18 protein-coding genes and 1 tRNA gene are annotated in these 20,324 nt (G+C 62.4%); 12 read left to right on the plus strand and 7 right to left on the minus strand.

Annotated elements, in window-relative coordinates; all coding sequences use genetic code 11:
* The first annotated feature begins 42 nt into the window (after positions 1-42).
* The gene (locus AMK05_RS07965) at positions 43-582 is read left to right on the plus strand and encodes a MerR family transcriptional regulator (protein ID WP_049734001.1); all 540 of its coding nucleotides are present in this window, start codon (positions 43-45) and stop codon (positions 580-582) included.
* 57 nt (positions 583-639) lie between these two features.
* On the opposite strand, the gene AMK05_RS07970 is transcribed toward AMK05_RS07965, so the two are convergent.
* On the minus strand, positions 640-987 hold the full coding sequence (locus tag AMK05_RS07970) for a response regulator (RefSeq protein ID WP_064838017.1): 348 nt from the start codon (positions 985-987) through the stop codon (positions 640-642).
* 267 nt (positions 988-1,254) lie between these two features.
* Here AMK05_RS07970 and AMK05_RS07975 point away from each other — a divergent pair, with 267 nt between their 5' ends.
* Entirely contained in the window at positions 1,255-2,901 is a 1,647-nt protein-coding gene (locus AMK05_RS07975) for a response regulator (protein WP_064838018.1), read from the plus strand.
* A 63-nt stretch (positions 2,902-2,964) separates the two neighbouring features.
* Here AMK05_RS07975 and AMK05_RS07980 read toward each other — a convergent pair whose 3' ends face one another.
* Positions 2,965-3,279, minus strand: coding sequence for a DUF1236 domain-containing protein (locus tag AMK05_RS07980; RefSeq protein ID WP_064838019.1), 315 nt, complete (start codon positions 3,277-3,279; stop codon positions 2,965-2,967).
* A 327-nt stretch (positions 3,280-3,606) separates the two neighbouring features.
* Between AMK05_RS07980 and bcsN the strand changes: the two genes are divergently transcribed.
* The 7 genes from bcsN to AMK05_RS08015 all read left to right on the plus strand — a co-directional run bounded on the left by bcsN (position 3,607) and on the right by AMK05_RS08015 (position 13,710).
* Positions 3,607-4,590 (plus strand): cellulose biosynthesis protein BcsN, encoded by a 984-nt coding sequence (gene bcsN / locus AMK05_RS07985; protein ID WP_064838020.1) that lies wholly within the window; start codon positions 3,607-3,609, stop codon positions 4,588-4,590.
* A 109-nt stretch (positions 4,591-4,699) separates the two neighbouring features.
* Entirely contained in the window at positions 4,700-6,892 is a 2,193-nt protein-coding gene (gene bcsA / locus AMK05_RS07990; protein WP_064838021.1) for a UDP-forming cellulose synthase catalytic subunit, read from the plus strand.
* The gene (locus tag AMK05_RS07995) at positions 6,889-9,348 is read left to right on the plus strand and encodes a cellulose biosynthesis cyclic di-GMP-binding regulatory protein BcsB (RefSeq protein ID WP_064838022.1); all 2,460 of its coding nucleotides are present in this window, start codon (positions 6,889-6,891) and stop codon (positions 9,346-9,348) included. Before bcsA ends, AMK05_RS07995 begins: the two co-directional genes overlap by 4 nt.
* The gene (locus tag AMK05_RS08000; protein WP_064838023.1) at positions 9,345-10,388 is read left to right on the plus strand and encodes a glycosyl hydrolase family 8; all 1,044 of its coding nucleotides are present in this window, start codon (positions 9,345-9,347) and stop codon (positions 10,386-10,388) included. The genes AMK05_RS07995 and AMK05_RS08000 overlap by 4 nt, the downstream gene beginning before the upstream one ends.
* Positions 10,385-12,790 carry a hypothetical protein gene (locus AMK05_RS08005; RefSeq protein WP_064838024.1) on the plus strand — a complete coding sequence of 802 codons (2,406 nt, stop codon included), beginning with the start codon at positions 10,385-10,387 and terminating at the stop codon, positions 12,788-12,790. Before AMK05_RS08000 ends, AMK05_RS08005 begins: the two co-directional genes overlap by 4 nt.
* A gap of 76 nt (positions 12,791-12,866) precedes the next feature.
* Positions 12,867-13,535 carry an HAD family hydrolase gene (locus AMK05_RS08010; RefSeq protein ID WP_064838025.1) on the plus strand — a complete coding sequence of 223 codons (669 nt, stop codon included), beginning with the start codon at positions 12,867-12,869 and terminating at the stop codon, positions 13,533-13,535.
* Between the two features lie 98 nt (positions 13,536-13,633).
* Positions 13,634-13,710 (plus strand) — tRNA-Pro (locus AMK05_RS08015).
* 79 nt (positions 13,711-13,789) lie between these two features.
* On the opposite strand, the gene AMK05_RS08020 is transcribed toward AMK05_RS08015, so the two are convergent.
* The gene (locus tag AMK05_RS08020; RefSeq protein WP_064838026.1) at positions 13,790-14,422 is read right to left on the minus strand and encodes a class I SAM-dependent methyltransferase; all 633 of its coding nucleotides are present in this window, start codon (positions 14,420-14,422) and stop codon (positions 13,790-13,792) included.
* Between the two features lie 550 nt (positions 14,423-14,972).
* Here AMK05_RS08020 and AMK05_RS08025 point away from each other — a divergent pair.
* A complete protein-coding gene (locus tag AMK05_RS08025) occupies positions 14,973-15,191 on the plus strand; it encodes a hypothetical protein (RefSeq protein ID WP_064838027.1) in 219 nt (72 codons plus the stop codon).
* A gap of 2 nt (positions 15,192-15,193) precedes the next feature.
* Here the strand turns inward: AMK05_RS08025 and AMK05_RS33165 are convergent, their stop codons facing one another.
* On the minus strand, positions 15,194-15,427 hold the full coding sequence (locus tag AMK05_RS33165) for a DUF982 domain-containing protein (RefSeq protein ID WP_049734145.1): 234 nt from the start codon (positions 15,425-15,427) through the stop codon (positions 15,194-15,196).
* Positions 15,428-15,622: 195 nt separating this feature from the next.
* Here AMK05_RS33165 and AMK05_RS08030 point away from each other — a divergent pair, with 195 nt between their 5' ends.
* On the plus strand, positions 15,623-15,835 hold the full coding sequence (locus tag AMK05_RS08030; protein WP_003587392.1) for a hypothetical protein: 213 nt from the start codon (positions 15,623-15,625) through the stop codon (positions 15,833-15,835).
* A gap of 68 nt (positions 15,836-15,903) precedes the next feature.
* On the opposite strand, the gene AMK05_RS08035 is transcribed toward AMK05_RS08030, so the two are convergent.
* Entirely contained in the window at positions 15,904-16,197 is a 294-nt protein-coding gene (locus AMK05_RS08035; RefSeq protein ID WP_049734013.1) for a helix-turn-helix domain-containing protein, read from the minus strand.
* Between the two features lie 49 nt (positions 16,198-16,246).
* Positions 16,247-17,428, minus strand: coding sequence for an ROK family transcriptional regulator (locus AMK05_RS08040; protein ID WP_064838028.1), 1,182 nt, complete (start codon positions 17,426-17,428; stop codon positions 16,247-16,249).
* A gap of 359 nt (positions 17,429-17,787) precedes the next feature.
* On the opposite strand from AMK05_RS08040, the gene AMK05_RS08045 reads away from it, so the two are divergent.
* Positions 17,788-19,545 (plus strand): hypothetical protein, encoded by a 1,758-nt coding sequence (locus AMK05_RS08045; RefSeq protein WP_064838029.1) that lies wholly within the window; start codon positions 17,788-17,790, stop codon positions 19,543-19,545.
* 20 nt (positions 19,546-19,565) lie between these two features.
* On the opposite strand, the gene AMK05_RS08050 is transcribed toward AMK05_RS08045, so the two are convergent.
* On the minus strand, positions 19,566-20,180 hold the full coding sequence (locus AMK05_RS08050) for a GNAT family N-acetyltransferase (RefSeq protein ID WP_064838030.1): 615 nt from the start codon (positions 20,178-20,180) through the stop codon (positions 19,566-19,568).
* Positions 20,181-20,324 lie beyond the last annotated feature (144 nt).

The following is a 20,324-nucleotide window of genomic DNA, read 5'->3' on the forward strand; positions in this document are numbered from 1 at the left end:
GATGAGTCGCCGTAAGATCGAGCCGCGAGGTCGCGTAGCAGTATGACGTTGGACAAGAGCCCCGATGCCTTTCGCACCATCAGCGAAGTCGCAGACGATCTTGATCTGCCGCAGCATGTGCTGCGCTTCTGGGAGACGCGTTTTCCGCAGATAAAGCCGATGAAACGCGGCGGCGGCCGGCGCTACTACCGGCCCGAGGATGTCGATCTCCTCAAGGGCATCCGGCATTTGCTCTATGATCACGGCTATACGATCAAGGGTGTGCAGAAGCTTCTGAAAACCAACGGCAATAAGTTCGTCATCTCGGTCGGCCACGGCGATCTCGCCAGCGTCGAGGCGCTTGCATCGGGCGTGCAGGAAACGAGTGCCGGGGAACCGCGCGTCGGCATGGCCGACGAAGACCAGATTGTCGGCCGCGCCAAGCCGCCGATTACCCGACGCTTCTTCAATTTTGTGGCTGGCGAGGACGAGCAGGAAGTCTCGATCGGCAAGTCGAGCGTTGGCAAGGAAGACAGGGCATTGCTGCAGGAGGCGCTTTACGACCTGCTGGAATGCAAGCGTCTGCTCGATCAGGTGCGCTGACCAGAACGTTTTATGCAAGTCGTGATCCCGACCGCTGGACGTTTCCTGCGACAGGCATCAGGCTTCGGTAAGCCGTTTCATCGTCTGTTCGAGTTCGCTGAGCTGGAAGGGTTTTTGCAGCACCGGCAATGTGCTTGGGCTGCTGCCAGCCGGGGCTGCGCCATATCCCGTCGCATAAACATAGGGCTTGCCGCGTTCGTCGAGCAGTTTGGCGACCGGCAGCGAGCTCTGCCCCGCAAGCGAGACGTCGAGAATCGCAGCGTCGAATTCCGTGTCCCGGGCGGCGGCCATCGCCCGTTCCAGATCGGGCGCGCTGGCGCAAACCCGGTAGCCGAGATCGGCGAGCATGTCCTCGAGCAGCATGGCAATCAGCGCGTCGTCTTCGACGATGAATATGTCTTTCATGTTCCCGTCCAACCATTTCCCCTTGCCGGGCCTGCGGATTTATGTGGACTCCTGGCACGGCTCGTCAAGACGTCGTGTCCGCCAGTGCGAGAAACAGCATATTGCCGGGTGAAATTCGATGTGTAAAAGCTGAGATGCCGTCTGCGCAACGGCGACTGCATAGGTCTTAGATCGGGATCGATTTTGGATAAAACTATGCAGTAATTCAAAGTGTTACGGCGTTCTTTGGAGTCTGAAAAGACGCGGGCGCCGTAAGGAGGGTCTGGAATGGATTTGCTGAGCGCCACGGATTGGCTGCGTCATAGGCCGGGTTATACATATCCGCTGGCCGTTGCCTTCGTGGGCCTGACGTTTCTTCTGAGGCTTGCCGCCAGCGACTATCTCTCCGGCTTTCCCTTTCTGAGCTTCCTTCCGGCAATATTGCTGGCGAGTTTCATCGGCGGCGCGGGGCCGGGTTTCGTCGCGGCGATACTGGCTGCCTTCACCGTTCAGCAGTTTTTCGTCGAGCCGCACGATGTCTTCTGGCCGGTCAGCGCCGGCCAATGGGTTGGGCTTTCAACCTATCTCGTCAATGCGGTGATTATCATCGGCCTGATGGAACTGATCATCATCGCCCACGGCAGGCAGAGTCGCCTCCGCGATGAACTCAACAGTTTCAACACCCGCCTTGAACAGACGGTGGTCCAGCGTACCGCCGAGCTCAGGCACGAGATGGAAGAGAATGCTTCCGCGCAGGCGCAGGTGCGTCAGTTGCAGAAGATGGAGACGATCGGCCAGCTCACGGGCGGCGTCGCGCATGATTTCAACAATATGCTGGCGATCATCATCGGCAATCTCGATCTCGCCCAGCGGCGGATGACCGGACAGGAGGATCCCCGCCTGCTGAACTCCATCCAGAATGCCAAAGACGGCGCCCAGAGGGCCGCGGTACTGACCGCCCGTCTTCTCGCTTTTTCGCGTCAGCAGCCGCTCGCCCCTGAAGTGATCGACCTCAACAAGCTGGTCGGCGGCATGTCGGAACTGCTGCGGCGTACACTTGGCGAGCAGATCCGGATCGAGACAGTGCTGGCCGGCGGCCTCTGGCCGAGCTTTGCCGATTTGAGCCAGCTTGAGAACGCCATCCTTAACCTTGCCGTCAACGCCCGCGACGCCATGCCCGGCGGCGGAAATCTGACCATCGAGACCGCCAATACCGAACTTGACGAGCGATATTCCCGCATGCATTCGGAGGTCGAGGCCGGCCAATATGTGATGGTCAGCATGACAGACACCGGCACCGGCATGTCGCCCGACGTGATCGAGCGGGCATTCGACCCATTCTACACCACCAAGGGACCCGGAAAGGGCACCGGTCTCGGCCTCAGCCAGGTTTACGGCTACATCAAGCAGAGCGGCGGCCACATCAAGATCTATTCGGAGATCGACAGGGGCACGACGATAAAGATCTATCTGCCCCGTCATGTCGGCGCAGCGGACGCCAGGCTGAGTGCCTCGGGCGCCCAGCCGATCCCTCAGGGCAGCGTCAATGATATCATCCTGGTGGTGGAGGATGACGAGAACGTTCGCTTCATGACCGCCGAAAGCCTGCATGAACTGGGTTACACGGTGTTGCAGGCCGCAAGCGGCATGGAGGCGCTTCTCCTTCTGGAAGAAAATCGCGAGGTCGACCTGATCTTCACCGATATCGTCATGCCGCAAATGAGCGGGCGCCAGCTTGCCGATATCGTCCAGGAAAAATGGCCGGCGATCCGGATCCTCTACACCACCGGCTATACCCGCAATGCCATCGTCCATAACGGGGTGCTCGATCACGGCGTCTCCCTGCTTGCCAAGCCCTTCAGCCTGGAGCAGCTCGCCCACAAGATCCGCGAACTTCTGAATGTGCCGGCGAGAATGGAAGATGAGAGGACGTGAAGCCGCTCCTTTAACCGGGCCATCCCGTTCCAGGCAGCCGCACGTCCACTGTTCCCGATCACCTTATTCCAGGACCTGGATCACGCGGTGCGTCTTCGGCTCGACGATGACGCGCCGCTCGTTGACGACGGTATAGCCATAGCCGTCTATATTCGGCACCGTATGTATTTCGACGGTATCGGGCAGCGTCGCGCCGACGGCGATATCGCCTTCATAGACGACGGACGGCGTGTTTTGCTCCATCACATAGGTGCGAACTTCGCCCGGCAGCACGACGGAGCCGGTCGGTGCGGGATCGGTGACGATGACGGTGCTTTGCGCGAAGGCGGCGGAGCTGATGGTCAGCATGGCGGCCGTAGTCAGCATGATCTTGCGCATAGGATGTTCTCCTCTTTAACCTCAGACATCAAGGCAACGCTGACCATGCGGCATAGTTCCCGCGCCGGCGTTTCATGGCGAGGCAGGTCAGGCGTCACGGGCGCAGCTGAGGTGTTGCTAAATCGATTTATGCACCATACGGTTGAGCTATCCGAATCATGATCCGTGCGGGTTCGATTGGTGCCATCGCCGGCCGACTGTTTACTCTTCGTTAACCATGTTGGCGATTTATACCCTGTGAACGGCCGCGTGGTCGTTGATTCGAAGGTCCGTCGCGTTTCGGTTTGCGAATGGATATCTGGAAAGACGATTGCGGCGGCTCGAAATATGCGTTTGCGGATGACGATATCGCTGGTGGCTGTAGCAGGCATGATGGCCGGCTGCACCTCGACAGGCGGTGTGCGCCAGCCCTCCGGGCCGGAGACCGTGGCGCCTGAAAAGGCGCTGGTCCTGCCGCCGCCGGGCGGCCCGTCGATCGTTAGCGTCGTCGAGCGCAAGCGTGGCAACGGCGTCGAGCAGACGGTCTCCTTGTTTACCTCATCCTCCGTGCCGGGGCAGAACTTCCTGAAAGTTCAGTTTTTCGGCGCCTCCGGGGCCAATCCCGGCACCGGCAATGCCGGCTTCAGCATGATCAACGAGAGCGGCATTGCCCGCGAAGTGGCGCGCTCGGCCCCCGGTGTGCCGATGGCGACGTCGGCGACCTTCCTGCAGAACAGCTATGGCCCCTTCGGTTATGCCTCCGGCCGCAGCCGTGCCGGCGACACCTGCATCTATGCCTGGCAGCAGATCCGCTCCAGCGTCAACGCCAATACCCAGGCGCGCAATTTCGGCATGATCCAGCTGCGCCTGCGTCTCTGCGACGCGAGGGCCAGCGAGCGTCAGCTGCTCGGCATCGTCTATGGCTATACCGTATCGGGCACCTTCGACGGGGAGATCTGGAATCCTTACGGCAATCCGCCACCCGCCGATGCCGCACTTGGGCGCACCGGCGAGCCGATCTATCCTGACCAGGGCGGTTACCGCGCCAGCCCGATGCCGATCGGCTACGAGCCGGCGCCTGCCATTGTCAGCCGGCCGCGGGTAGCGCCCGCCCGCAGCGCTTCGCCACCGGCGCAGAGCGTCGCACCGATGCCGGCGCCGATCGGCCCGCCTGTGCCGCTGCCCGGCGAGGCGCCTCAGGCGAGCGCAATGCCGGATGCAGCCGCATCGGCCGAGCAACAGGTTGAACAATCCGCAAGGGCGATCGGCGTCACCGTGCCGTCGCCAGACTGCATAGGCGACGCGGCCATGACGGCCGCCTGCCGGAGATAGAGCATGATGCCGAAAAGTGTGAGCGGTTTTCGGACGACATCATGCCTGTCCTAGTGAGCATGCCCGGAGTGCCGAAGGGCGCCTCGGTTAGCAATTTCGAGGAACGTCGATGCGCAAAGCCCGCAGTGTCTTCATATGGGCCGTGGTTTCGCTCTGCTTGATCGTACTGATCACGCTGCCGGTCAACCTGCAGACCCAGCTCATTACCAGTATCACGGTCGTGACGGTGATGGCGCTGATCAAGGTCTTGAAGGGCGAGGGGACCTGGCGCCTCGTGGCGCTCGCCTTCGGCACCTCGATCGTGCTGCGCTACGTCTACTGGCGCACCACCAACACGCTGCCGCCTGTCAACCAGCTTGAGAATTTCATTCCCGGCCTGCTGCTCTATCTCGCCGAAATGTACAGCGTCGCCATGCTGGCGCTCAGCCTGTTCATCGTCGCCACACCGCTGCCGCCGCGCCCCTCGCGCGCCGCCAATCCCGGGCGTTTGCCGCATGTCGATGTCTTCGTACCGTCCTACAACGAGGATGCCGGGCTGCTCGGCAACACGCTGGCGGCCGCCAAGGCGATGGATTATCCGGCCGACAAGCTGCATGTCTGGCTGCTCGACGACGGCGGCACCTTGCAGAAGCGCAATTCCGGCAAACTGCTCGAGGCCCAGGCCGCCGCTGCCCGCCATGTCGAGCTGAAGCAGCTCTGCCAGGACCTCGACGTCCATTATCTCACGCGCGACCGCAACGAGCACGCCAAGGCCGGCAATCTCAACAACGGCATGAAACACTCGACCGGCGAACTCATCGCCGTCTTCGACGCCGACCACGCGCCGGCCCGCGATTTCCTGCTCGAGACCGTCGGTTACTTCGAAGACGATCCGAAGCTCTTCCTCGTCCAGACCCCGCACTTCTTCATCAATCCCGATCCGCTGGAGCGCAACCTGCGCACCTTCGACAAGATGCCGAGCGAAAACGAAATGTTCTATGGCATCATCCAGCGCGGCCTCGATAAATGGAACGCCGCCTTCTTCTGCGGTTCGGCCGCGGTTCTGAGCCGCAGGGCGCTCGAATCCCAGAACGGCTTTTCCGGCATCAGCATCACCGAAGACTGCGAGACTGCGCTGGCCCTGCACGGCGCCGGCTGGAACAGCATCTATGTCGACAAGCCGCTGATCGCCGGCCTGCAGCCGGCCACCTTCGCAAGCTTCATCGGCCAGCGCAGCCGCTGGGCGCAGGGCATGATGCAGATCCTGCGCTTCCGCTTCCCGCTGCTGAAGCGCGGCCTGTCGATCCCGCAGCGCCTCTGCTACATGTCCTCCACGCTTTTCTGGCTCTTCCCGTTCCCGCGCACGATCTTCCTGTTTGCGCCGCTCTTCTACCTGTTCTTCGATCTGGAGATCTTCACCGCGTCGGGCGGCGAGTTCCTGGCCTATACGCTGGCCTATATGCTGGTGAACCTGATGATGCAGAACTACCTTTACGGGTCGTTCCGCTGGCCATGGATTTCGGAGCTCTACGAATATGTCCAGACCGTGCATCTGCTGCCGGCTGTCGTCTCCGTCATGCTCAATCCGAGGAAACCGACCTTCAAGGTTACCGCCAAGGACGAATCGATTGCGGTCAGCCGCCTGTCGGAGATCAGCCGCCCGTTCTTCGTCATCTTTGGGGTGCAGATCATCGCGCTCGTCATCACCTTCTACAGGATCTATGCCGAGCCCTATAAGGCCGACGTCACGCTCGTCGTCGGCGGCTGGAACGTCATCAACCTGATCATGGCCGGCTGTGCGCTCGGTGTCGTGTCGGAGCGCGGCGAGCGCGCCTTGTCCCGCCGCGTCCGCGTCAACCGGCGCTGCGAATTCGGCGCCAATGGCAAGTGGTATGCCGCCTCGATCGAGGACGTCTCCGTCCATGGCGCCAGGCTTCACATCTTCAACAAGCAGCTCGACGAGATGCTGGTCGGCGCCGTCGGCGAAATCCGCTTCCGGCCCTATAGCGGCGCGGAACTGGAAACCCTGCCGCTGATCGTCCGCAACATCGAGCCCTCGGGCGACATCAGCAATGTCGGCTGCCAATACGTGCCGAAAAGCGCGCTCGACCATCGCCTGATCGCCGATCTGATGTTTGCCAATTCCGGCCAGTGGACCGAGTTCCAGGCCTCGCGCCGCCGCAATCCGGGCCTGATCCGCGGCACCATCTGGTTCGTCGGCATGGCGCTCTATCAGACCAGCCGCGGCCTCGTTTATTTCTTCCGCAGCATGCGCCCGGAGCGCGAAGCCCAGCAGCAGGCGGCAAAGGTCAACGCCGGATGAGAAGCATCGTCGCCGCCTCGCTTCTGCTGCTGAATGCCTCCGCCTTCGCCCAGGCGCAGACGGCACCCTTCGACATGTCCGGCGAGCGGCCGCCCGGCGCCTCCGTTACCCCGAGACTGACACCGTCGACCCCGCCGGCACCAGCCGCGCCGGTTCCCGTCACGCCTCCGGTTTCCGTAGCGCCGGCACCCGCACCCCATGCGACTCCCGCGCCTGCTTCGGCACCGGCGCCGGTTGCCCCGCCGATTACCGTTTCGCCGCAGGCGCTGCAGCCGGCCGCGACAGATACGGCGCCGGCTCAGCACCCCGAGAGCGTCCGCCGTTATGTCGTGCCCTTTTCGAAGCTCGGTCTTAACGGTGAATATGACCGGCGGTCATGGTCGGTCTATCTGACGCAGGAACAGGCGGCCTCCCAGGCGAGCTTCACCTTCGCCTACCAGAATGCGATCGTCGTCGCCCCCGAGGCCTCGGCGCTGACCGTCTATCTCAACAATCGCCCGATCGGCCAGCAGCGCGTCGGCTCGCCGGACGGCCCGTCGGCCGTCACCTTCAAGGTTCCGCCAGGTCTGCTGCAGCCGGGCGCCAATGTCGTCAGCTTCGAGGCCGCTCAGCGTCACCGCACCGATTGCAGCATCCAGTCAACCTATGAATTATGGTCGAATATCGATCCGGCCGGCACCTATCTGAGCTTTGCCGGCAACGACGCCGCAGAGCCGGCGAGTGCCGATGCGATCCGCGCCATCGGTGTCGACGGCGCCGGCAAGACCGAGTTCGATATCGTCGTCCCGGCGCTGGAGCAGCCGGGAACCACGAAGCCGCTGCTGCGCCTGGCGCAGGGACTCTCTGTGCTGAGCAGCATGCCGAACCAGATCTTTGCTTTCAGCACCGCTTCGCTTCCGGCCGGCGGGGCCGGCAGGCTCAGCGTGCTCGTCGGCACCGGGGCGGAACTGCGGCCGCTCTTTCCCGGCCTGCCGCCCGGCGCCGAGAGTGCGGCACTCGCCGCTTTCGTCACCGATCCGCGCAGCGGCTTACCGGTACTTCTGATCAGCGGCCCCTCCTGGCAGGCGGTGTCCTCGGCCATCGATACCATCGTCTCGCCGACGGACAGATCCGCAGATAGCCGCCGCGACGTGCTGACCACCGAACGCTGGAGCGCGCCGAACGCGCCGCTCGTCTTTTCCGACACCAACATCGCTTTGTCTCAGCTCGGTGTGAAGACCACCGAATTCTCCGGCCGGCGGCTGCGGACCAGCTTCAATATCGCCGTGCCGGCGGATTTTTATGCCAATGCCTATGGCGAGGCGAAGGTGCTGCTCGACGCTGCCTATACCGACAACGTGCTGCCCGGCAGCCATATCGATATTTACGTCAACGACAATATCGCCTCCACCGTGCCGATCACCACCACAACAGGCGGCATTTTGCGTCATCTGCCGATCCGCGTGACGATGCGGCACTTCAAGCCCGGCCTGAATACGGTGGCGATCGAGGCGATCCTGATGACCAAGGACGATGCGGCTTGCGCGCCTGGCGCCACCGCCGGCGCCAGCCCGCGCTTTGCCCTGTTCGACACTTCCGAGCTGCATATGCCGGATTTCGCCCGTGTCGGCCAGCGGCCGAACTTGGCCGCCATGGCCGGCACCGCCTATCCCTATGGCCGGGCCACGGAGCCGACGCCGCTGTTCATCGACCGTGTCGATACCGACACGCTTTCGGCCGCCGCGACCCTGCTTGGCCAGATGGCGATCATGGCCGGCCATCCGATCCCCGTGGAAACCGTCGCCTCGCCGAATACGATCGGCGATCGTGACGCCATCTTCATCGGCTCCATCTCGCAGATGCCGACTACCGCGCTGTCGCAAACCAATATTGCGACGGCGAGCCAGGCTTCGTGGCGTCCGGTGACGGATGCGCAGACGGGTGTCGTCGATACCGGTACGGCCTTCGAGGAGTGGAATTCCAAGGTCAGCGGCGGTGTTTTGCGCAGCCGGATGACGGCGTTCCGCGAGTGGTTGTGGCGCAATTTCGATATTTCCCGCAGTTCGCTGCAATTCGTGCCGGGCGCCGAGCAAATCTTTACGCCGCCCAATACCGCCTCGCTTCTGGTGGCCCAGGGCTCCAGCCCGGCGGGAGCGGGCTCTTGGACCGTGGTGGCGGCGCCGTCGGCAAAGGATTTGCGGGAAGGGGTCGAGGTTCTGACGTCGCAGCTGAACTGGCCGCAGATATCGGGCCACATCACCACCTATTCCAGCAAGACCGGCAAGATCGAGGCGGTGCCGGTCACCCGTTTCGATTTCGTGCCGTCGACGCCCTGGTCGATCGCCAACTACCGCCTGATCGCTGCCAACTGGCTGTCGACGAATATCCTCTCCTATGCCTCGCTGCTGGTCGTCTTCGTGCTCCTGATCGGCGTCACCACGTCGAAGATGCTGAGAAACCTGGGTCGGTCGAAATGAGGCGGTGGTGTGCGCTCCTGCTGGCGGCATCGGTCGCGCTGGCACCGGGCCTGCCGGCCAGCGCGCAGCAGGCGATGATCAATGCCGGCGCATGGTCGGCCTATAAGGCGAAGTTTCTCGATCCGACCGGCCGCATCGTCGACAACGGCAACGGCAACATCAGCCACAGCGAAGGGCAGGGCTATGGCCTGCTGCTCGCCTATCTCGCTGCAAACCCCGCCGATTTCGAGCAGATCTGGTATTTTACCCGCACCGAGCTGCTGCTGCGCGATGATGGCCTGGCCGTGTGGAAATGGGATCCGAACGTCAAGCCGCACGTGGCCGACACCAACAATGCCACGGACGGCGACATGCTGATCGCCTATGCGCTGGCGCTGGCCGGCACGGCATGGAAGCGAGAAGACTATATCCTCGCAGCCTCCCGCATGGCGCAGGCGCTGCTTGCCGAAACCGTCGGCAGCTCGCAAGGCCGCACTTTGCTGATGCCGGGAACCGAAGGCTTTACCGGCAGCGACCGCGACGACGGCCCCGTCGTCAACCCGTCCTACTGGATTTATGAGGCGATCCCGGTGATGTCGGCGCTCGCTCCTTCGGATGCCTGGAAAAAACTGTCGGACGACGGCGTGGAGCTGTTGAAGACGATGCAATTCGGCCCGCGCAAGCTTCCGGCCGAATGGGTGAGCCTTCGCGATAAGCCACGGCCGGCGGAAGGGTTCGACGCCGAATTCTCATATAACGCCATCCGCATCCCGCTCTATCTCGCGCGGGGCGGCATCACCGACAAGGCGCTGCTGATGCGCCTGCAAAAGGGGATGTCGCAAGATGGCGTTCCCGCCACCATCGATCTGACCACCGGCCGGCCGAAGACCGTGCTGTCCGACCCCGGTTATAGAATTGTTAACGATGTTGTGGCCTGTGTTGTCGATGGGACCAGGCTGCCGAGTTCGGCGCTGCAGTTTGCCCCCGCACTCTATTATCCGTCCACCCTTCAACTGCTGGGGCTGGCCTATATCGGGGAGAAGCATCCGGAGTGTCTGTGAAGTCTTCTCTCGTGGCGGTTTCAGCGGCAGTGGTGGTGGCGAGCCTCGTCACCGGGCTGAAGGACCGCGCCGCTCTGCAGGAAAAGTTTGGCCTTGGCCCGGCCGGCAAGCCGGCGCCGGAGCTGATGATGATGGGCCGCATCAAGCCGACTGATGCCGCTGCCGGCAATTCCGACTTCAATGCGCAGCTCGTCGCCGACAAGATCGAAGCGATCACCTCCTCGCCGCCGTCAGCATCGGGGACTTCAGATCCGAATGCCGTTGCGGAGCAGCCCGCACCGCCGCAATCCGCCGCGCCTCAATCTGCACCCCAACCTGCACCTCAGCCGGCGGCTCCGCCGGCGCCGGTCACGCCTCCCATCGTCTCCGAATCTCCCGCGCCGCAAGAGGCCGCCGCGCCGCCGCAGCCTGCCGTCGATGAAAGCGCGCTTCGGTATTTCGCCAGCCGCGGCGACAAGGTGCGCCTGCAGGCCGAGATCTCCCGCCTTCAGGCGCTCTACCCGAACTGGGTTCCGCCGGCCGATCCGCTCGCCGTGCCGCAAAACGGCGACAAACAGCTGGAGGCCATGTGGCAGCTCTATTCCGATGGCCGTTATGCCGAGCTGCGCAAGGCGGTCGCCGACCGTCAGGCCGCCGATGCCGGATGGCAGCCGCCGGCCGATCTGCTCGATCGGCTCGACGTCGCCGAGGCCCGCGCCCGCCTCATCAACGCTTCGGACCTCAAGCAATATGCGACCGTGGTCGATATCGCCGCCGCAACGCCGAGCCTGCTCACCTGCAGCGAGGTCGACGTCCTCTGGCGTGTCGCCGAAGCCTTCATCCAGACGGAGAGGGTGCAGCGCGGCCAGGACGCCTATAGCTATATCCTGAAGAACTGCCCCAATCCGTCCGAGCGGCAGGCGACTGTGGAAAAGGCCTCGACACTGCTTGCCTATCAGCCGATGCAGGCGCTGCTGGCGCTGGAAAAGCCTGCTGCCGACGGCAGCAGGGAGTTCGATGCGATCCGCGACAACCTCGCCCGACGCTTCATGGCCGAAGGCAATGACGATCCGAAGCTCGCCATCGGCCCCGATTACGTCGCCCGCCTCGAAAAACTTGCCGGAAGCGAGGGGCTTGCCTCGGATGCGCTGCTGCTCGGCTGGTACCAGCTTCGCCGCAACAACGATGCCGAGGCGGAGAAGTGGTTCCGCGCCGCCCGCGCCAAGGAAGACACGGCGGCGGCTTCGCAGGGGCTGGCGCTGGCGCTGATTGCCCGCAAGGCGCCTGAGGAGGCCGAGGATGTGATGTTCCGCTGGCGCGCCGAATCCGATGATGCGAGCGCCACCTATCTCGCCGCCACCGCCAATCTGATGGCGCTGCAGCCGCCGGCCGATCTCGCCGAAGACGTGCTGCATCGCATCGCCGCCGAGATTATCGCCCGGAAATACGTGCCGACGGCGCAGCAGTTCGGCTGGTATGCCCGCTCGCTCAACCAGTTCCAGACCGCCGCACGCTGGTTCGAGACCGCGCTTGCGTGGAAACCCGATGACGAGCCGTCGGCCTATGGCCTTGCCGTCACCCGCGAGCAGCTGGACGACCGCAAGGGTGTGCTCGACCTGCAGCACGCCTGGGCCGGCCGGTCGACCCGGATCGCCAATCTCGAGGACACCTCCTCGCTAATGCCGAACGGAAGCGTCCTTCCGCCGCAGAAGGGCACGCTTGCCCCGCAGCAGCCGGTTCAGCCGGTTCAGCCGACGCAGCCGGCGCAACGCCCCGCCACGACGGCAGAGCCACTTCCGGCTGAACGCCCCACGCCGCTGCAGCCGGGGCCTGATCAGGCCGTTCGCCCGGCAAGGCCGGCGCTGCAGACGGTGACCGTTCAGCGCGGTCCGCGCCAGACACGCGGCTGCTCGACGACCATCGATGCGGCACAGCTCAGCCCGGCGAACGCGCTGTCGCGTGGCTGGTGCCTGATGGATATCAACCGGCCGATGGAGGCGATCTCGGCCTTCGAGACGGCATTGCAAAGCCCCGTCCGCAAGGACCGTGAAGACGCAGCCTACGGCCAGAGCCTTGCCTATCTGCGCGCCGGCCTTTCCAGCAATGCCGCTGTGGCCGCCACCAAGGCACCGCAGAACCGCCAGCGCGCCGCCGAGCTCCAGGTGGCGATCCTCGCCGACCGTGCGCTTTCGGCCTTCGACGCCGGGCGTTATCGCGAGACCCTGATCTATCTCGATCAGCGCGCCCAGCTGCAGCAGGAACGCATCGACCTGATGGTGCTGCGCGGCTACTGCTACCTCAATCTTAAAATGTATGGCGACGCGACCCGTATCTTCGAAGCTGCTGCCGCGACCGGCAACCGCGACGCCGCCCGCGGCCTGGCCGACGTCCGCAACGTCACCCATCCCGATGTCAACGACTAGCGTTGACGCCGCCGCCGCTCTCCGCTACTCGCCTGTGCAGGGGTCGCCCCGGCCTCGCACCCGCAAGGAAACGCCCGTGCCCGCTCTCCACGATATCCTCGACAGATCCTATGACGCCTTCCTTTTCGACATGGACGGGACGCTGCTGAATTCGATCGCCGTCGTCGAACGCGTCTGGAGCGAATGGGCAAGGCGCCACGGCTTCGAACCGGAGGTCTTCCTGAAGACGATCCACGGCATCCGCGCTTCCGACGTTATCCGCGGGCTCGGCCTGCCCGGCGTCGATCCGGCCCATGAGGCGGATCTGCTGCTTGCCGAGGAGATGGAGGATGTCTCCGGCATCGTCGAGATCCCCGATGCCGTCCGCTTCCTCTCCGCCATTCCCGACGGCAAATGGGCGATCGTCACCTCGGCGCCGATCGAACTCGCCGTGCGCCGCATGGCCGCCGCCGGCATCCCGATGCCGAACGTCATCGTCAGCGGTGGCGAGGTCAAATCCGGCAAGCCCAGTCCCGAGGGTTACCTGCTCGGCGCCAGCCGCCTCGGTGTCGATCCCGAAAAATGCCTGGTCTTCGAAGACGCCGTCGCCGGCATCCTCGCCGGCGAGGCGGCCGGTGCCGATGTGGCCATCATCACCGAAACCCACGCCACCCCCTTCGAAACCCCGCATTTCTCCATCGCCAATTACCAGGCATGGCAGCCCCGCCACACCGCCGAAGGCCGGCTGACGATCGCGGCGATCTGACCAAACCGACAAACCGCCCTCCTTTTTGTCGGAGGCGAGTTTTTCCGCTTGCATTGCACGCGCCGAAAAACTAAACGAAGCAAGCCGTTTCGGCAGGTCGGGGCGTAGCGCAGCCCGGTAGCGCACTTGACTGGGGGTCAAGGGGTCGCTGGTTCGAGTCCAGTCGCCCCGACCATTTATCCCCTTGAAATCCAGTCAGAAGATCATGTTTCGTGGCGGCCGCTCTCGCGGCCATTGCCGAAAACGGCGGATCTTCAGTGCGGTTTCTGGGCAATCGCGATCATCGATTTGGCCAGAAGCGGAATCCTCCCGACATATTCGAAGTCGACCTCTTCGAAACCTGTTTCATGCAGCAGCGTGCTCAGCGTTCCCGGAGACCAGAATTTGATATGGCCATGGTCCTTGAGCGGCATGAAATGGTCGTCCATCTTACCGCTCACGGCCAAGGCCAGATTTTTCCAGTAACCGTGAAAAGGCGTCGACATGACCGCGATGCCGCCGGGCCTGACCAGATCGTACATGGTGGCCGAAAACGCCTTGGGATCATAGACGTGCTCAACGACCTCAAGGCTGATCACCGCATCGAAGGTTCCGTACCGGCTGGAAAGATCTTCGTAACCGGAGCCGATTTCCAGCGGCAGATTGGGATGGGCCGTTCGCGCTTTTGCGATGCCGTCCTCGGACGGATCGACGCCGATGACATCATAGCCCTTTCCCGCAAGCATGGCTGCAGCACCGCCGGCACCGCAACCGAGATCGAAAACCGATGTTTCGTTTGCCTCCTGAAAACTGTTCTCAAGTACATCGACAACAGCCGGCAAGATATAAGAATGCGCAGTCGCCGGTTTGGCATGCACATAGGTCGTCGCGTCTAGTTCGATAGACATTTTAACTCCTGGAGAAGTGGGCCCGCCAACCCAATAATACGCAACACAATCGTACGGCGGACTTTGACGGCAGTGTGGTGTCGTTGTGGTATTAAAGTGATTAGCGCCGAAGGCGATCGCGGCAGCTGAGGATATTGTTGACGATGTGCGCATTCAGCCGGGCGCGCCGTTGCCTCATGAACCATGTCCGCCCGGCGCACGCCTTGGACGATTTCGAAGCGGATTGACAGGGTGGAGGGAAGATGATGAAACGTGCCGCAATTCGGATTTTGTCTGGTAGGCGGGTTAAATAGTCGCCGCTTCGACTCCGATGTCGCAGCCATTTGCAGTAACTAACGCAATGAAAATACCCTTCGAGGGTGCGTAGTCAAATAATCTATTAGTTCTTTTTGGCACTCATCCAATTGATGGAGGCTGTGTTTGTTGCCTTTTGTTAAGGTTATACCAAGAGATACCAAAATTCGAAATTTAAGAACGTGAAACCTCTTCGCATTCATGCGAATATGTGTAGATTAAAACGTCCCTATCACAATTAGCCTAGGGCGAGCGCATGGCGGATATGAAGCAGAATCTCACTTGCAGGCAAGCCCTCGCCGGCGCATTCCAGGCTTTGTCCGACGAGGCCGTCAAGGCTGGCTGGCCGGAAGGCGATGTCGCCCTCGCGCTTGCTGAACTGGCCGAGGAGCAGGTGATCGAGGTAACCGCCAAGGTGATCATGGAAGGCTCCATTCACCCGCAGCTCGCCGCCGCCGGCCGCCACAGCAGCTGATCTCACAGCAACAATCCCGCCGTCTTCGCCGCCGTGATGAAAGAAGCCTGTGCGGCGCGCGGGCTGCGTAGCCCGTCGAGCGCATCCAGGCAATGCTGGCGCGCAACGCGATAGTCGCGCCCACGCTTGTTCGGCCATCGTTTCAAATATTCGACGGCTTCCCAAACGGTGGAAACGATCAGGCTGCGGTTTTGAGAAACTACCCGGACCGGGGAGGGAAAGCGTATTTCAGTCAACGCCTGCACTCGCTCATTCCTGCTGCAAACGCGCCTAAAACGCGCGGGGCAAAATTTTGTTCCCGAATTTTGCTCTGTGGAAATTTGCATAGTTGCTAAAGTTCGGACCCTCGCGCATAATCATTTTTGCCGGTTGCGGAGGGCGGCCGGCAATGCAAGCGTGAATGCGTTTGCCCTCGGAGGGAATGCGGCGTGATGTTACGATCATCAATTCATCCGCATGATTTACCGCTGTTTTCGGAAGATCTCGACCTGCTGTCGCAGGTGCTCGACAAGGTCTGCGACGAACGCGGCTTGGTCCGGACGACACCCGAAGCCGAGCGGATCGGTGCGGTGATCATTCAGCTCTACAGGCAGGGCGTGAAGGACGGCGGCAAACTCGCCGATCTGGCGAAGACCTATCTCTGACGCTCAGTTCTGCTCGATCGTGTTTTCCCAGCGGTGGATATAAGCGCCGAGCCGATAGCACCCATTTCCTAATCGTCGTTGGCGGCGTTGAGGTTTTCCGGCCGGATACCGTCGTCGCTCATGGTGCGCGCGCGCAACCGGATGCCGGGGCCGCCTTCATCCTGATTGCCGCTCGACAGGAAGATGATGCCGTGCGCCTCGAGCGTGCTGCGCACATCGAACAGCGCGTGCGGTTCGCCCGCGAATTCGCCGTTTTCCAGAGCGGTCACGGTCTCCACCGGCAGGCCGCTTGCGGCGGCGAGCTCTTCGATACTCATCCCGATCATGGCGCGCGCGCCGCGTATCTGCGTTGCTGTTATCATGGCGGAAAATCTAGCGCATTGACCGCACTTCTCAAGTGGTGCGGGCCGATCAAGCGTCTTTCAATTTCACGCCGAACAGATCGTCGTGCATGCGCTCGACCGCGACCCCCATTCCTCCCATAAGGGCGGCGCGGTTGCCAAAGCGGCTGATCTCGATGCGCGGCGGGTAGGGCGTGCAACGCGGCAGGAAACCGCGGATGGCGTTGACGAGTTCCGGTCTTGCGCCGATGCTGCCGCCGGTGATCACCAGTTCGGGATCGAGAGTGGCTCCGATGGCGGCAATGGCGAGCGCCACCAGCCGCGCCGTCTCTTCGATTGCCGCGACGGCGCTGGTCTCTCCGGCATTGAACGCGGCGAAGAGATCGGCGACGGTGGATGCGTTGCGCCCACCGAAACCGGTGTAGCGGCGCAACATGGCGACGCTGCCGACTGCGCTCTCAAAGGTTCCAAGCGTAAACCCGCCGGGATCGAAAGCATCGCCGCCGATCGGAAGATAGGCGATTTCGCCGGCCGCACCGCGCGCGCCGCGCAACAGAGCGCCATTGGCGATGATGCCCATGCCGACGCCGGTTCCGAGAGCAATGAAGGCGAAGTTGCCAGTTTCGACCCCGTGACCCCGCCATCTCTCCCCTTGCGCCGCCAGGTTGACGTCATTTTCGACAATCACCGGTATGCCCATCCTGTCGCTGAAGACCTGCCGCAGATTGATGGCGTCAATGCCCGGGATGTTTGGCGCGACGTTGATATGTCCGGTGGCCGGATCGAGCACGCCGGGACTGCCCAGAACAACGAGGCGGAGCTTGTCGGCGGCCGTTCCTGCCGCAGATGCGAGTCCAGCGATCACATCGCTGAACTGATTGACGAGATGCATTCCGCCGCGCGGGTCGGTCGCCACTTTGGTTTCGGCAACGACATTGCCCAACAGGTCGCAGATCGCCGCGGCAATCTTGGTGCCGCCGAGATCGATGGAGACCGCCAATCCAGCCCTGGCGTTGATTTCGTAGATGATTGCATTGCGGCCCGGCCGACCGTCGGTCTGCCCGGCAGGTTTCAGCCAGCCATCATCCTCAAGGTCGCGCACGACATCGGAGATCGTCTGTTTCGACAGGCCGGTCAGCTTGGCGATATCGGCGCGGGAAATCGACCGGTTCGCCAACACGGTCCGGATCACCGCATTGGTCGATATTTTTCGGGCGATCGGTGTTTCTACGACAGAAGATGTCATTGGCACCCGGTTGTTGCTCTAATTAGTTCGGAGCATGTACCTAATTCGATGGCGATATCGGCTGGTAACCATCGCGAAAAGAAGCGAGAGGTCAAACTCTCATGATCTTGTCCCAAATTCAGTACATCGAAGTCGATGGTTTGTCTATGCCATTGACAAATAGGGGGCTGGCTGTAGGCTGAGACCAACGTGCAATGAGATGCGCGATGAAATAAAGAGGGGTCGGACAAGTATGCATCATACATATTGTCTGTGTAGCCGCGCGCTCGCCAAGGTCGTCCTAGTCGCGGCCGGCTGGGACTTATCTCGCTATTTTCGCTTTGACGTCTCGCCGTCCCGTTAACTTGGCTGCCGGGGATCTGCCGATGCTAAAGCCCTTGATTGATGGACAGCTCTTCACGGAAGAAGGCGTTTTACTGCCTGTCATGGCGCCACGCCTTCAGGCGGATGTTCACCCTGATGGATATGCCGATCTTGCCTTATGGGGGGCGGGCAGCCTCGGCCGTGTAAGATTTTCCGCGGTCAGCGAGCCTTATACCTATGCCCCCAACCGGATCCTGTCGGAACAAGGCGGCGTCTTCGTTGCGCAGTCGCTGCCCGTGATGGTGATCCGCGGCGTGAGACTTCAGGGCGTCTATCCAGCCCGCCGCTGCGCGTGGTGGCATGAGCCAGGTGGGGAAGGCGCAAGGGCGAGGGTCACCCGGAAGCATCACCGGCAGACGTTCGAAATGGGCTGGGGTGTCCTCATTGTGGAGGCTCTGGCTTCCGATTTGCGGATTGCCGTCGGCGCGTCGAGAGACGAAGCCGAGAAGGCGCTAAGCCTCACCAGCGAAGCCATCATTGCCGAAGCCGCTGAATATGCGGCTCGTTGTGACATGGCGCCAGCCGCCGACCCGTTGATGCGCAGCATGGTCAGCCAGGGGACGCACGCCGCCCTTTCCAGCATCAGGCGCGACGAAAACGGCGCCTTCGCCGGACTTGCCGCCGGGCAGGCCTATAGCGCTCCGGCGCGCACCTATTACCGCGATGGCTATTGGACGATGCAGCCTCTTTTGACGCTTGCGCCGGAGGCGGTGCGCGACGAGATCCGGCTGCTTGCGAAAGGCGTGCAGCCGGATGGAGAAACCCCAAGCGGCGTGATCTTGACGGGACCGGCGCAGTCAGAAGCCTGGCAGCGCTTTGTCGCAGACAGCAAGGCCAATCCCAAAACCCACAAAAGGGCGGTTCCGGAATATCACAACCGCCCGCAGGACTGGTGGAGCGACCACTTCGACAGTCCGCTTTTCTTCATCCTGTTCATCGACGACTATGTCAGGGCCACGAAGGACCTCGCCGAGGCGCAGCTGCACTGGCCGATCGTCCGGGCAATCGTCGACCGCTATCTCAGCCTGGCCGGCCCCGACAGCGTCCTGCCGGTAAAGCCACGTAACGATCGGGATTGGGCCGACAACGTCTATCGCGAGGGCCTTGTCTCCTATGATCTCGGCCTTTTCGTCGGCGCCATGGATGCGGTGGCAAGGCTTGGCGAGGGGCACGATCCGGCTCTTGCCGAACGCGCGGGCAGGATCGCAGATCTGGCCCGCCAGGAAATCGAGGCCAAACTCTTCGTCCCGGCAACGGGAGGATATCTCGACTATGGAACGCCTGGCGTATTCGTCGAGGATCATCTGGCGCTCGACAGCCTGACCTTGTCGCGGTTTGGTGCGATTTCACGGCCGAAGGCTATTGGCTTGCTGAGAGCGTTTGAAACCAAGCTGGAAACGCGCAACAATCAGCAACAGCCCTATGGCAGCTGGGGTGTCATGTGCGCCTATCCGCCCTTCAAGCGGCCAGGCGATCTGCGATCCAAGACCGCGTTTCCCTACCGTTACCATAATGGTTCGGACTGGCCCTATTGGGATGGCGCCTATGCCGAAGAGCGCCTTCGCCACGGACTTGGAGGTGCACGCTACGCGCTGACACGCTGGTGGGAAACCTGCCTGGAGAACGGCTGGATGGGTGCGGTGGAATATTTCTCGCCGCCCTATGGGCGCGGCTCCCTGCTGCAAGGCTGGAGCGGCATGTCGGCGGCGGTCGTTTTGAAATATGGGCTTGACGCCGCAAATGCGGAGCCAATCTCATGAGCAGAATGGCACCGTCGGTTCTAGCCGGGGACCTTATCGATCCGCATGGCGAAGGCGACGGAGCCGTCCCGTTCGAGTTCGGCAAAGCCAAGGTGACGGTAAAAACCTCTGGCCCGTTCATTGTTTGGATCGACACCGAGATGCACAGCTGCGACCCCGTGATTGCGAAGCGCTTCGAGCTCGGTGCTGATCATCCGGCGGCCCCAGCCGCCTGCCTGAAGTCCGGGAAGAATGTTGATGTGAAGATGCGCCGGGTAATCGTCCTGAAGCCACGTCGTTCCGCTGCGCGGATTTTGAATTCGTTCGATCACGTCGGCGTCGCGCGCACGGCTGGGCGTCAGCCCGGCGATCTCTCGGCGGACGAACGGCCACCAGTTTACCTCAAGGTCTTTGTCGAACCCGCCGGTATCGGGCACCCCGACGACGTAGCCGACCGGCCGGTCGCCCTGAACGAGAACAAAGGCAAAGTCCCTGGCGAATTTGAGATAGGGTACCGACCAGATGTAACCGGGCAGATGCGGGTCGCTGTAAAGCGCGCTGGCATCCTCGCCGCCGTTGGCGGTTTTCAGGCAGATGTCGAAAAGAGCGTCACTATCGGCCTCGATCGCCGGGCGGATGAAGCAGTTGCTGTCCATCGCTTTGCCACCTCCTGCGTGGCGCTTTGTCATTCTGGATCGCGAGAGGGGCTGATGCATTGACGATTACCCCAGATTCGCCAGCCAGGCAAAGCTCTGGGGGAAGAAAACGTTCGGCCGGCGCCAGGCGCGAGGTCCGGACGG

Source organism: Rhizobium sp. N324 (genome assembly GCF_001664485.1).
Taxonomy (GTDB): domain Bacteria; phylum Pseudomonadota; class Alphaproteobacteria; order Rhizobiales; family Rhizobiaceae; genus Rhizobium.